Below are 13,938 nucleotides of genomic sequence, written 5' to 3' on the forward strand. Positions count from 1 at the left end.
AGATGTGTATAAGAGACAGGGGATGGGGAGATGTGGGTTGGCTGAGTTTGAATAAGTTTTGAAAACTCTGAGCAAATTTAATGTCTGCAAACGCCTAGAAGTCGAATATTTTAGTGTATTGATGGCAGCGCAATCTGCGATCGTCAGGCAGAATTAGCCCCATTTTCCAAAGTTATAAGAAAGTGCCTGAATTGCTTTCAGAGTGAGGAATCCCATCTATGAGTGTGCTTAACGCCATTTCCTTTTTTGGCATATTCGGTTTATGTTTAATCGCTTGGGCGTTCTCAGAGAATCGCCGACCCCGCTATTTCCCCTGGCGGGTGGTGATTATGGGCATTCTGTTACAACTGGTATTGGGTGCTCTGGTGTTTCTGTTTCCGCCCACCCGTGATGGTCTAGATGCCTTTAGTAAGGGATTAGATAGTGTATTTGCCGCTGCGGAATTTGGCGCTAACTTTGTCTTCGGGTCGCAAATTGTCCCCAAAGTTTATGGAGATAATCCCCCGTTAGGGTATATCTTTGCGTTTCGGGCGCTGCCAACGGTTGTGTTCTTCTCGGGGTTAATGGCGCTGCTCTACAACATTGGTGTCATCCAAGTAATTACCAATATTTTCGCCAAAGTATTTTATACGGTAATGCGCCTCAGTGGGGCAGAAGCGTTGAGTGGCGCTGCCAATATCTTTGTTGGCATTGAAGCGGCGATCGTGGTCAAACCCTATCTGCCCAAAATGACCCGCAGCGAAATTTGTGCCATCCTTGCCTGTTGTTTTGGCACGTCTGCGTCCTCCACACTGGCGATTTATGTCAGTTTCCTGCGTCCCGTGTTTCCCAACATTCTGGCGCATCTGGTGTCGGCTTCGATTATTGCGATTCCGGCTTGCTTTGTAATCTCAAAAATTTTGGTGCCAGAGACAGAGATCCCCGTCACAGCGAGAGGATTACCGAAGGAAGAGAAGCGAGTCAAACTCCGGGTTCCGGCGAATAAGCGCGAACTGCTGGCAGATGCAAACCGCAGTTTTCCTGGTCAGGAGATTCCGACGACCGATGAAGATGAGGAAATTACTCGCTTATTGCGGGGGGAAGCACCTCTCGCCTCGACTCCTCCAGTCCGAGAACGGGAAGAACCGGAAGAATTGATTTCGGAAGAAACGGTCGCGGGTGAACCGATGGAACGCATGAGTCCGATGGATGCCGCGATCGGGGGTGCGATCGATGGGGTGAAGATGGCTGTGGCGATCGCCGCCGTCCTGATTCTGATCCTGGGCTTTGTGTCCTTAATTAATCAAATGTTTGCTGGGTTAGCGATGATTCCGGGGCCCGTTGGCGATCTGTTCAAGGTATTATCGCTACAAAATATCCTGGGATTCCTGTTTGTGCCCGTCACCTTCCTGACGGGGATTTCCCTGGAGCCTAGCGAACTCTGGCAATCCTCGGTAATCATTGGTCGTCGCTTCTTTGAAACCGCCATCCCACCTTACCTGGCGTTAGCCAGTGCCTCTCAAGCTGGACAGTTGAGCGATCGAGCCGTGGTGATTATCAGCTATGCCCTGTCTGGATTTGCCCATCTAGCCTCCGTGGGAATTTTTGTCGGGGGTATGATTGCGCTCATTCCGTCTCGCCGCAAAGATATTTCATCCCTCGGCTGGAAAGCCCTGTTTGTGGGTACCCTTGCCACCATCATGATTGCCTGTGTCGCTGGAGTGTTCTACACCCCCGGTAATGCCAGCAGTATTTTAGGGGACAAACAGGCTGTACCCCCTGCGGCTAGCCCGTCACCCTCCCCCACTCCGGCGGCTCCCGCCAGTCCTCAAGCTGCCCCCGGAACTCCGGTTGCTCCCGTAGCGTCCCCTGCTCCTAGCCCTGATGCTGCGCCACCTCCCGCTTCCCCCGTACCTCCCGCGCCAGAACCTAGCCCAACGGCAACTCAGCAATCATGGGTACAGCCCGGTGAGGGGCAATCCGTGGTGGTAGAGGAAGCCCTGCCAACGAGTGATCAGCAATCCTATAGCGAGGCAACCTCTGAGTCAGAAAGTTAAGACTGGGAGCGGGGACGATGCTGTGGTATTGTGTCACTGGCGATCCCCGCATCCCTGTTTTGGCTTGTCGATCGGGATCGGCTAGTGATTTCGGGCAGTCCAGAGACCGTACCGCGTTCATGACTCGCTTTAACGTACCTGTCTTTCTTAAGTCCTTTCTGCCTGAGCACCGCCCACGTTTGCCGCTGTCTGTTTTAGGGTTAGCGGCGATATTTTTTGCTGTCACCCTAATATTCTCGCTGCATCGCTATTTCACCTTTTATGCCTCCTACGACCAGGGCATCTTTAATCAGATGTTCTGGAATGGCATTCATGGCAATCTGTTTCAGAGTTCGCTGTCATCGGTGTTATCGGGAGCCGTGGTGCATGAAGCCCAGATGCCCCGGGTGGATTACCATCGCTTAGGGCAGCATTTTGACCCGGTGATGCTGCTGTGGCATCCGTTTTATGCCCTATTTCCGTCTCCGGCGACATTAGTAGTTCTGCAACTGAGTTTGATTACGGCGGCAGGATTAGTGGTGTATGCCCTGGCGCGGTGCTATCTTCAGCCCGCGATCGCCACGATGATCACAGCAGCGTACTACGGTAGTGTGACGATCGTTGGCCCCAGTTTTTCCAACTTTAACGATCTGTGCCAGATTCCTCTGTATGTGTTCACACTGCTGCTGGCAATGGAGAAACGCTGGTGGTGGTTGTTCTGGCTGATGGCAGGGCTGACGTTATTAGTGCGGCAGGATACGGGAGTGGTGCTGTTTGGGGTTGGCACGTATCTTGCCTTGAGTCGGCGGCATCCGAAAGCGGGGATTGCGCTCTGTATCGCCAGTTTTAGCTATATTCTGCTGGCGACGAATGTCTTCATGCCGATGTTCTCGAAGGATATTTCCCAACGCTTTATGATTGAGCGGTTTGGGCAGTTTGCGGACAGGGATGAAGCTTCAACGCTACAAATTCTTTGGGGCATTGTTAGCAATCCCAGCCGCTTATTAGGTCACTTGTTTGGTTCGTTACCCCGAGTGATTCTGTACTTACTAGCGCAAACTCTATCCTTGATCTTTATCCCCCTCGCATCCGGAGTTGCCTGGACGATCGCCGGATTTCCCTTGTTACAACTCTGGCTGCAACAGGGACAATCGGCACTGTCGATCGAGATTCGTTATGCCGTAACGCTGGTGCCGGGGTTATTTTATGGCGCGATTCTCTGGTGGTCACAGCATGGCAATCGCTTCAAGGCAGGAGTCCAGCGGTTGTGGATTGGGGGAATTGTGTTGGCGATCGCGATCGCGTGCCTCAAGAGTCCCCATAAAGTGTTTTATTTTGCCCTGCCGGACTCTTACCAACCCTGGGTACATGTCCCTTTAACTCGCCAATGGCAACATGCCGGACATATTCGATCGCTGATGCAGCAAGTGCCGCCGGATGCTCCGATTACAGCGACGACCTATATTGTGCCCCATGTCTCCAGTCGGCGGGAAGTTCTGCGAATGCCATTTCTGCAAGTTCGGAATGATCAGAATCAGGTGATTGAGGTGGACTATGTGCTAGCCGATCTGTGGCAATTGCAGCAGTACCAGGTGGCGTTTAAGGCGGAACGGCAACAAATCAAAGCCTTTGTGCCCCTAATTGACCAATTAATCACTCAAAATCGCTATGGCATTCAAGGACTGGAAGATGGCGTAATTTTGTTGCGTAGAGGAATTAGTTCTCCGCCAGAATTGCTTCAGTCCTGGGATCAACTGCGCCAAACCTACCAACCTTTGCTCTCCTCCACTGCGTCTGATGCTTAACTATTTATCCTTCAGCTTTTAGCCCCATGCGTTGGTTAAATCTTCTCTCGTTCTTTGGCATCTTTGCTTTCTGTGGCATTGCCTGGTTAACGTCTGAAAATCGCCGTGTCATTCCCTGGAAGACAGTGCTTTGGGGGATTGGTCTGCAATTGATTTTGGGAGCGCTGGTATTTTTGGTACCTGTAACTCGATTGGCTGTGTTGATGCTGAATGATGGTGTGAATGCCATTTTGGATGCGATCGAAGCGGGAGCCCGTTTTGTCTTTGGTAATATCCTGGTGCCCAACCCAGGTCAAGTACCAGGCCCCACCTTAGCCGGACGCTGGATTGCCCGCGCCATTACTCCGCCCTATGCCCCTGTTCCGGGCGACTACCTCAGTCCAGACAGCATCAATTTGGGCTATATTTTTGCCTTTCGGGCGTTGCCCAGTGTAATTTTTTTCTCGGCTCTGATGTCGCTGCTCTATGCCTTGGGGCTGATTCAGCCGATCGTCAATGTGTTTGCCCGCCTCTTCCGCCGCACGATGGGTCTGAGTGGGGCAGAAGCCTTAAGTGGAGCCGCCAATATTTTTGTGGGCATTGAAGCGATGTTAGTTGTGCGTCCTTACCTGGCTCGCATGACCCGCAGCGAGTTCTGTGCCATTCTGGCATCCTGTTTTGGTAGCATTGCTTCAACGGTGCTGGCGCTATATGCCGGATTCCTGCGACCAGAATTTCCCAATATCACGGGACATCTAGTATCGGCATCGATCATGGCGATTCCGGCGTGTTTTGTCATGGCGAAGTTGATTGTGCCGGAAACGGAAACTCCGGTCACGATCGGGAAGGTGCTAGAAGAACGCCGCCTGACTACGGAAGGCACACCGGGTAACGAAGCGATGACTGAGGAACCTGTCGCGACAACGACTGACGTAGAGCTGGCAAAGGATGACTACCCACCTCCAACTGAGGTCGCCCCTCACCCCCACCTTGCTCCCACCGTTGTCCATGAGGAGCCTGCCCCCATTAGTTTGATGGAAAGTTTAATTGTTGGGGCGATCGAAGGAGTCAAATTAGCTGCCGCGATCGCCGCTCTGTTAATTGCGGTGTTAGGTCTAATTGCCTTAGTGAATTTATTCTTCGGCAATCTAGCCTCTCTGATCACCAGCAAAAATTATGTGCTGTACAACATTGGACGGGCGTTTCAGGTAATTACGCTGCAAAACATTGCGGGAGCCTTATTTCTGCCCTTAACGTTCTTTACAGGGGTTTCGGTGCAGTGGCAAGAATTATGGCAAGCCTCAGTATTAATTGGTCAACGGTTGATTACCACAGAAGTTCCGTCTTACCAACAGTTAGGGGTGTTATCCAGTCAGGGCTTGCTCAGCGATCGGGCGTTATTGGTGATTAGCTATGCCCTCTGTGGCTTTGCTCACTTGCCGTCCGTAGGGATTTTTGTCGGTGGCTTAGTGGGTTTAGTGCCCTCTCGCCGCCAGGATATTGTGGATGTGGGCTGGAAGGCTCTCTGGGCAGCGACCTTAGCCACGTTAATGATTGGGGCGATCGCGGGGACGTTTGATACAGGTAATCCAGCCATTCTGGGTAAATAGGACGGAGGAGAAGCAGCCATGAAACGACGAGTTTGGCAATGGGGTTTGGGATTGCTGGTAGCAGGGGCGATCGTCCTGATTAGTTCCCTCAACTCGCTGCCATTATTGGGATTAGCTCAATCCCCAGCCCCAGAACCTTCTCCAGTCGTCCCAACTTTAGAATCCACACCAACCCCCGCCATCGGTGAACCGTCTCCACCGGCTACTACTCCCCCTGGTGCAGCGTCACCTCCCGCCCCCCAACCCACGAATCTTCCCCCAGTGACGTTTCCGGCAGGAAGTTCGCTTACCCCTCCGGCTCCGCCTGCTTCGACTGCCCCACCGGCGGCTTTGGGGGGCGATTATCAAGATCCCAATGGGCGGTTTCGCGTGGGGGTGCTGACGGGCTACAAAGTCAATCCCCTGGCAGGCTCCGTTCTAATTGAGTCGCCGGATGGGAGCTTAGCCTATACCGTAGTGCCCCAGTCCCAACCGACTGGAGTCCCGATCGGCTTTGGCTCCGGTTTAGACAATGATGTGTTAGCCAAGGTAGCAACGAGCGTATTTCAGCGAGGGGAAGGGTTTCAACCCGGCATTCCTCGTCCCGAGGCGGGCGGTGGTGTGGTGATCGATTGGACAGGCACATTGACGATCGCCGGACAAGCCCAACCCGTTGGTGGTGTAATTCTGGTGCGGTCTTCTGCCAAAAATATTTTGTTATTGTTGATTGCCGCTACCCAATCTGGCTCCGGTCAAGTCCCCAGCGCGATCGCTGCCCTCGAAAAATCCCTCCAACCCTTCTAAATTTTTGCTATCCCTTAACTCCACTAGCGGCTTCTGAGGGCACGATGTAGCGTTGCATGAGCAGGAAGAATAGTAGGATGGGGGCGATCGCGATCACGGAGCCTGCGGCGATTAAGCGCCAGTCCATCGAGAACATGCCTGCCAGGGCTAATACCCCTAGTGGTAAGGTGTCGTAGGCAGAACCGGGGTCGAGGACAATCAGCGGCCAGAGGAAATCGCTCCAGGAGCCAATGAAGACAAAGATGGCGAGTGTCACCAGGGCAGGACGGACGGAGGGAATCATGACGTGCCACCATAGCCCCAGTTCCGAACAGCCATCGATGCGGGCGGCTTCTTCCAGTTCTTTGGGAACGCCCTGAAATGCTTGCCGCAATAGGAAAATGCCAAAGGCAGACGCGATCGCTGGAAAAATGATGCCTAAATAACTATTGCGGAGTCCCAGTTGGACGGCTAATACATACAAGGGAATCATCACGATCTGGAAGGGAATGACGATCGTCGCCACGATCGCCGTAAAAATTGCCTCTCGTCCTCGGAAGTTGAGGCGAGCTAGGGGATAGGCGGCAAGCGAACAAAATAGCAGGTTCAGCGCCACGGTCAAGCCAGCGACCAGCGTACTGTTAAACAGATATTTGCCGAAGGGATGGGTCTGCCAGACTTTGACAAAGTTCTCGAAGGTCGGCTGACTGGGGAGCAATTGGGGCGGGAACTGAAAAATATCTTCGCTGGGTGACTTCAACGCGGTACTGAGTAGCCAAACTAAAGGCAACAGCATCACTACCGCGATCGCACCGAGCAAGGCATACATCGCCAGCGATCGCCAAATCTTGGAAATGTGCTTATTAGACATGAACTTCAATACAGACTGGAAAACCGACCGGATCGACAATTGCATCATCCTATCGTTTCCAGTCGTTATTTTGTGGCGACGACGGCTAAATTCCATGCCATCCGTGGCATCAACGGCAGCCGTTTCAGAACGCGATCGAGCTTTTCCAGTCGCCGGTAGGTGGGGGATAGGCGATCGTGTTCCAGAATAATCTTTTTCCAATAGCGTTCTTGATTGGGATTAACCCGCTCGATTAGATAAAAGCGCAGAAAAATCCATAGGGTTGCTAACCAAAAGGTGTCATAGCTGGTATGGGAGAACTGCGATCGCACAAAATTGACAATATTGATATCTAACGGCGTTTCATCATCCGTTCGGACGGCTGTTGCCATGCGTCGATACACGTTAATCACGGGATTATGCTTGAGCGGATCCCAGAAACAGGCTTTCCCACCCGGTTTCAAAACTCGATGCATTTCCCGAATGGCTAGTTTCGGATCTGGAATGTGGTGCAGCAAATTCGAGGCATAGACAATATCAAAACTATGGTCTGGAAACTCGATCGCCATCGCATTAATCACTCGACCAGCGATCGTCACCTGGTTGCGTTCCGCCAGCTTCAGCGCCACATCCACCATGCCCGGTGAATAATCAGCCGCCACACACTCGGCTCCCTGCATGGCAAAGTAAACACTATTCTCCCCCGCGCCACAGCCCAAGTCTAATAATGACTTACCCCGCAAATCGCCTAATTGTTTGAGAATGAAGCGGTTTTCTGGAGCCGTACAGGCTTCAAAGTAATCGGCAACTCGGATCCCATCCAAATCGATCGCCGCCGCCCACCGATCATGGAATTGCCGCTCGTTGCGTAAAACGTCTTCCTGCATTTACCTTCTACCCCAATCACTGCCATAGACAGTATGGCGAAGTCTGCGATGAGTAGCCAGTCTGACCTGGGCTAACTTACCAGCCATAGACTACATGCACCGCTTGGCACTGGATCAAGGAGTGTGATTTAAATGGTAAATGCGGATGGCGAGACTCGAACTCGCAAGGCAAAGCCACACGCCCCTCAAACGTGCGCGTATACCAATTCCGCCACATCCGCATGGGTATTCAACTTATCAGCAACATTACGTCAATGCTGTAAGCCTTATTTAGCATAGCAAAAAGCAACCACGATCGCTATGCTGTTTTTGAGATTGATAATACCGAAACTAAAATCCTAGCTTGTAAACAATTTGCTGAAAAAAAAGTTCTAATCGCCAAAAAGCACGTATCATGTACCGTCATTTGTACCGTTGACGTTCACACGGGGTTCCGATCGTGACGATTCCTAGCTTTCCTGAAGCCAACCATCCTCTGGTCAAATCACTTTCTCACTACAGCGACCAGGAATTACTAACGCTATTTCAGCGCCACCCAGATGCCGGACAGTATTTTGCTGCCATCTTTTGTCGCTACAGTTCGATGGTCTACACGTTGATTCAGCATTCGGCGCGATCGCCCGTTCAGGCAGATTACCTGTTTGCTATGACCTGGCGACATATTTTCTATGAATTAAGTGGGTTAGAATTGCGAGTCAAAGCCGGACAGCCGCCAATTACGCTGCAAAGCTGGCTGCTGAATGTAACCGCTGTTTGTATTAACCAGGCTGATTTACCTCCGGTAGAAGCAATTCACTACAATCTACAAGTGGCACCGCCACCGCTCTGGTGCTATATCGAACGGGCATTAGACCAATTGCCGCCGGTGCTGCGGTTGATGGTATTAATGGCGCAAACCTTTAACTGGAGCGAAACCCGGATTTCCGCCTACTTGCAGGCAGAGGGGGAAGCCATGACTCCGCAACAGGTGCGGGCACAGTTACAAACGGGATACCAACTTTTAGAAGCCGCTCTTCCGGAAGATGTTCGCACAATCTACTTGGTGGGGAACTCTCAGATCCAGGAGAATAGAGTCAGATTCGATGCGCCGTTAGAGGCATAGGTTAGTCTAGTTCCGCCAGTTCTAGCTCATCTGGTCTACTTTCGGTGACATCGGGAATTCGCTAACCTGTTACCAGTGTGACCATTTGGGAGGAATGCCATGCGTCAGTGGATTACCTGCAATGCGCCATCTCAGGGTTTGAGAGGGTTACGTCCGGTTGGGATTGGTCTACTTGGGGCGATCGCGACCCTGACTACCACAACTTCCCTGGCTGAGGCGGCTCCGGCTCCTGATCTGCAACAGCAACTTGCCATTCCCCTCAACAATGGCACCCGGGGCAATCTTCGGGATGAAGCCGATCGCCTGACTCAACTGGGTAAACGCTTAGCCAGTATTAGCCTGTTGGGTGAAGCGGTGACGACCTGGCAACAAGCACTCAGACTGTACCAGGACATTAACGACACGGAAGCGATCGGAGTAGTCTATGGTCATCTCGCCCGGGCATACCACGATCTAGCCCGGTACCGCGAATCCGAAGATGCCATGCGGCGACAGTTAGGGGCAGCCCGGACGCGGCGAGATTTCCAGGGACAGGTTTATGCGGTGAATAATGTAGGACGTGCCATTGCCCCCCGCGAAGGGGGGATGCCAGGAGCCGAGGAACTATTTAATGAAGGCTTAGTGGTGTCCACCAGCATCCCGGATTACGATGGCAAAGCCGTGACCTATGACAGTAAGGGGCAACTGGCGCTGCGGCAGGGCAACTATGAGCAGGCAGAACAATACTTTGCCCTGGGATTAGCTCCCAATCGCTCTGCCTCTGCCATCAATGGTATGGGATCTGTGTATCAAGCTCAGCGAGAGTACGATCGCGCCATGCGAACCTATCAAATGGCAATGCGGATTGCGGAAACCAATGGGGATGTGACGAATCAGTTTCGGGCGATCGATGGCATGATTGCCACCCTGAATGACTCGAAACAATACTCCAGGTCGGCAGAAATGTTAGGTCGGCGGCTCGATATGGCATTGGCGTATAACAATACCCGCGAGGAAATGCTATCGCTGCGATATTTAGGACAGTTCCATCAATGGGCAGGCAATTACCCGATCGCGAAGCGCTATTATCAAGAAGCTTTGACGGTTGCCAGTCAGTTAGATGACTCGATTCAGGCAGGACAATTGCGAGTACGGCTGGCTAGCTTTGAGATTGATAATTTCTCCCCGCCAGACAGATAAGCCACTCCACGTACCGTCAATGCGGTTGCAGGCAAGTTGGCGTGCCGCAAGATAATGGGTGCATCTACTTGCTTTAATCAACTTGTTGGTTATATAGTGATTTAATCAATTATTTATTTAGTATGCGTAGTATATCTTCACAATAAAATCGTGCCACTTAGTGGCAAAAAACTTTGCCAATATTGGGGTTAACCCAGTATTCTGCTTAAGGTTGCTGAAAATAGCAACCAGGATTACCCAGAAGTTTCGGCTGAACTTTAAGAGCTATGCGATCGTCTCGTCAGTTGATTGGTTTCGGTGTGGGAGTGTTGATCGCCTGTAATCACACGGCACCCGGAGTGTCTCAAGAAGTTACTCCTGATGGTGCTTCACCGCCGACTCACACTAACCAGCCTGCTCCAGCTTCATCCTCGCAGGCGAGCCCTGAAACGGCTACTCCTCCTCAGGCGGAATCGCAGGTCGAAGCTGTGGTAAAACCTGTAAGCCAGAACACAGACCACTCGAATGGTGTCAGCGCGGCTGGTACTCAGTCAACCCAGCCAACGAGGGCGAAGAAGCCTGGTCAACCCAACGCTACGGAGCGATCGCCGCAGGCTTCTAAACCTACTGCTACATCGTCAGAGTCAGAGACAACGGCACCGAGTTCAGCTTCAGCGACATCGGGTAAACCTCCATTACCTGAAAAAGCCCAACGCCAGTTGGTGTCACCCAAGGTGACTCAGCCGACTACTCCACCGATCGCGCAAGGGGCAGAAATTCCGGCTCCCACCACAACACCAGCGTCTCCGGCGGATCCCGTCAGCCCCTCCACTCCCATCTCACCTTCGACTCCGCTCGCGCCCCCAATTAACACGGCTCCTCCAGTTCCGGCTGCGACTCCGCTCGCCCCCCCGATTAACTCAACTACTCCAGCAGTGCCACCGCCACCGTCTCTGGTTCCTGGCAGTATTAATCCCCCGGCGAGTAAACTTCAGTTTCCGTTTATTCCCAATAGTAGTGAGCAGCCGATCGGACCCGCTAAACCTGGGTTTGCGCCAGAATACCTGAATCCGCCGCCTAATCCGCTCTATTTTCCGACCAAGCCAGCAGAGGTGCAGTTGCGGGGTATTCAACCGATTACCTTAGAGCAGGCGATCGAGTTAGCCAAGCGAAATAATCCCGATCTTCAGGTCGTTAGCCAGCAATTAGAGCGAACCCGCGCCGTTCTCCGGGAACAACAGGCGGCTAACTTCCCCAGTTTGACCCTGCAAGCTGGATTAAATAGTGTGCGCTCTCCTTCAGGGGAATTGCAGGTACGGGCGATCGAATTGCCCGTGGAAAGTGCCAACTTTAGTCGGCTATCCGCCTTTGAGCAGGCACAGCGTATTGCCACCCGCGATGCTCAATTGGAGCGGGATATCGATGTTCTGCAAACGACCTTTAGTGCATCAGCGACCCTGAGTTATGACTTGTATACCTCCGGGTTACGTCCAGCACAAATTCGCGCCGCCGAACAACAGGTACGGGCGGCAGAACTGCAAGTGGAAATTGCCCTGGAAGATCTGCGGTTAAATGTATCGAACGACTACTATGCCTTGCAACAAGCCGATGAAGCAGTGCGAATTAATGCGGCAGCAGTCCGGGCGGCTCAACAAAGTTTACGCGATGCCCAAGCTCTGGAACGGGCAGGATTAGGCACCCGGTTCGATGTGTTGCGATCGCAGGTGCAGTTAGCCAATACGCAGCAGGATCTGACGAATTCCTTGGCTCAACAGGAAATTGCCCGTCGTCAACTTGCCCAACGGATTAGTTTGTCTCCCGGAGCTAATTTAGCGGCTGCGGATCCCGTGGCTCTGGCAGGAAGCTGGAATTTGACGCTGGAAGATACGCTGGTGCTTGCCTTCAAAAATCGGGCGGAATTGGAACAATTGTTAGCCCAACGGGCGCAAAGTGAACAGCAACGACGGGCGGCTCTCGCGGCATTGGGCCCAACCGTCACACTGTCTGCCCAGTATGACTATCAAGATCCTCTCAACGACATTTTTCCAGGGGCAGATGGCTACCGCTTTAATGTAGGGGTGGGCTGGAATGTGTTTGATGGCGGAGCGGCGAGAGCCAGAGCCAGACAACAGGAAGCCAATATTCGGATTGCCGAATCACAATTTGCCAGTACGCGGGATTTGATTCGATTTCGGGTGGAACAAGCCTATGCCAACCTGATTTCTAATTATGAAAATATTGGCACAACGACGATCGCGTTGGAGCAAGCCAGGGAAGCCTTACGGTTAGCCCGGTTACGGTTCCAGGCTGGGGTTGGTACTCAAACGGATGTGATCAATGCTGAAAATGATTTAACTCGAGCTGAGGGAAACCGGGTGACGGCGGTGCTAGGTTACAATCAGGCTCTAGCGACCCTCAGACGGGAAACCTCTAACCTACCGATTCCAGTCAGAACTGGGCTATATGCACCCACGACGACTGCACCGACTCCAGTTCAACCATCGACTACTCCTCGCCCAGCCACACCCCAATGAGCTAGCTGATTGAGCACTCGATGGTGGTCAGTAGTCAGGTCTCTTTTCGCTCAACCAATCCACACACTACCCTATGATGACCTCACAGCATCACATTCCTAATTTCCAGGCAACTCCGTTGTCACGATCGCTATTCCTGACGGGCGCTAGTCTGATCACTATCTTGGGGGTATGGGGAAGCAGTGCCGTTCAAGCCCAGGCTCCAGATATGATTGGTGGTGAGCCAGTACCCGTTGAGGAATCAGCCCCACTACCGGTGGGGGAAGCTCCGATGCAGTTTAAGGCTCCACTAGAGCCGATAGTTCCCGTAGAGCCTGAGTTGCCAGCCGATGTTTCAACCGTCGCTCCAGTGGAATCGGCTAGCCCATTGCCAGAGTCCAGCCCCTCCTTTAGTGAATCCTATATTGACTCTACTAACTACAGTATTGGAGCCACGGAACGGACGCGAGATTTGCCGACAGCCCAACCTGTGCGATCGCTAGCGGCGGCGATTGCCAGTCCTGCTCCTACCTATATGGCAGCCAGTCCGGTGTCTGGAGGTGGAAGTTATGAGGTCAGCATGGCGGGTCAAACGACGACTTCTGTTCGTGACTACTACCGCCGCACGATTCGTCCACCCGCTCAATTAGGGAATGGCAATGTGCGGTTAATTTTTCCCCTGTCGATTCCAGCGCCAATTACCTCCGCCTTTGGTTGGCGAATTCACCCTATCTCAGGGGATCAACGGTTCCACTCCGGAACAGACCTTGGGGCTCCGATCGGTACCCCGGTGTTGGCAGCCTACGCGGGGCAGGTGGCGATCGCGGACTTTTTGGGTGGGTATGGCTTGACAGTGACGCTGCAACATAACAAAGGTGATCAACAGACCTTATATGCCCACCTATCGGAAATCTTTGTCAAGCCAGGAGATCAGGTGAAGCAGGGGGAAGTGATTGGTCGGGTCGGTAGCACTGGAAACTCAACTGGACCACACCTGCACTTTGAATTCCGGCAACTCACGGCGGATGGTTGGGTGGTGTTAGATGCCGGAGCGCAATTGGAATACGCCCTGGCACAACTGGTGAAATCGATCGAGGGGGGACAGATCGCCATGGTGCCCAATGACTCTGAGCTAGGGCTCAAGGCTGAGGTGGCTTTAGGCTTGAAAGGTGAAACCAAACCAGCCAATACTGCGAAACCTGCGAACACTGAGCAATCGGTCACACTGGTGAATTAGCTTCAGGGCTGAAAGGCGCT

At 52.6% G+C, this 13,938-nt stretch carries 10 protein-coding genes and 1 tRNA gene; 8 read left to right on the top strand and 3 right to left on the bottom strand.

Annotated elements, in window-relative coordinates; translation table 11 throughout:
* Positions 1–218: 218 nt before the first annotated feature.
* From ACN4EK_RS24890 to ACN4EK_RS24905, 4 genes are read left to right on the top strand one after another with little or no spacing between them, the layout of a single operon-like run.
* Positions 219–2,036 (top strand): NupC/NupG family nucleoside CNT transporter, encoded by a 1,818-nt coding sequence (locus ACN4EK_RS24890; RefSeq protein WP_431660976.1) that lies wholly within the window; start codon positions 219–221, stop codon positions 2,034–2,036.
* Between the two features lie 17 nt (positions 2,037–2,053).
* Positions 2,054–3,820: a DUF2079 domain-containing protein gene (locus tag ACN4EK_RS24895; RefSeq protein ID WP_431660977.1), complete on the top strand. Its 1,767-nt coding sequence runs from the start codon at positions 2,054–2,056 to the stop codon at positions 3,818–3,820.
* A gap of 26 nt (positions 3,821–3,846) precedes the next feature.
* Complete coding sequence (locus tag ACN4EK_RS24900) at positions 3,847–5,409, top strand: NupC/NupG family nucleoside CNT transporter (protein WP_431660978.1); 1,563 nt, start codon at positions 3,847–3,849, stop codon at positions 5,407–5,409.
* Positions 5,410–5,427: 18 nt separating this feature from the next.
* Positions 5,428–6,192, top strand: a complete 765-nt coding sequence (locus tag ACN4EK_RS24905; protein ID WP_431660979.1) for a hypothetical protein — start codon at positions 5,428–5,430, stop codon at positions 6,190–6,192.
* A 7-nt stretch (positions 6,193–6,199) separates the two neighbouring features.
* On the opposite strand, the gene ACN4EK_RS24910 is transcribed toward ACN4EK_RS24905, so the two are convergent.
* From ACN4EK_RS24910 to ACN4EK_RS24920, 3 genes are all read right to left on the bottom strand, one after another.
* Complete coding sequence (locus tag ACN4EK_RS24910; protein WP_431660980.1) at positions 6,200–7,042, bottom strand: carbohydrate ABC transporter permease; 843 nt, start codon at positions 7,040–7,042, stop codon at positions 6,200–6,202.
* Between the two features lie 65 nt (positions 7,043–7,107).
* Complete coding sequence (locus tag ACN4EK_RS24915; protein WP_431660981.1) at positions 7,108–7,908, bottom strand: class I SAM-dependent methyltransferase; 801 nt, start codon at positions 7,906–7,908, stop codon at positions 7,108–7,110.
* 140 nt (positions 7,909–8,048) lie between these two features.
* Positions 8,049–8,129, bottom strand: a tRNA-Leu gene (locus ACN4EK_RS24920).
* A 218-nt stretch (positions 8,130–8,347) separates the two neighbouring features.
* Between ACN4EK_RS24920 and ACN4EK_RS24925 the strand changes: the two genes are divergently transcribed.
* The 4 genes from ACN4EK_RS24925 (at position 8,348) to ACN4EK_RS24940 (ending at position 13,918) form a co-directional block, all read left to right on the top strand.
* Complete coding sequence (locus ACN4EK_RS24925; RefSeq protein ID WP_431660982.1) at positions 8,348–9,010, top strand: RNA polymerase sigma factor; 663 nt, start codon at positions 8,348–8,350, stop codon at positions 9,008–9,010.
* A 99-nt stretch (positions 9,011–9,109) separates the two neighbouring features.
* Positions 9,110–10,189, top strand: a complete 1,080-nt coding sequence (locus tag ACN4EK_RS24930) for a tetratricopeptide repeat protein (RefSeq protein ID WP_431660983.1) — start codon at positions 9,110–9,112, stop codon at positions 10,187–10,189.
* Between the two features lie 266 nt (positions 10,190–10,455).
* Complete coding sequence (locus ACN4EK_RS24935; RefSeq protein ID WP_431660984.1) at positions 10,456–12,702, top strand: TolC family protein; 2,247 nt, start codon at positions 10,456–10,458, stop codon at positions 12,700–12,702.
* A 73-nt stretch (positions 12,703–12,775) separates the two neighbouring features.
* Positions 12,776–13,918: a M23 family metallopeptidase gene (locus tag ACN4EK_RS24940; protein WP_431660985.1), complete on the top strand. Its 1,143-nt coding sequence runs from the start codon at positions 12,776–12,778 to the stop codon at positions 13,916–13,918.
* The last annotated feature ends 20 nt before the right edge of the window (positions 13,919–13,938 follow it).

Source organism: Pantanalinema rosaneae CENA516 (assembly GCF_050753385.1).
Taxonomy (GTDB): Bacteria; Cyanobacteriota; Cyanobacteriia; order Leptolyngbyales; family Leptolyngbyaceae; genus Pantanalinema; species Pantanalinema rosaneae.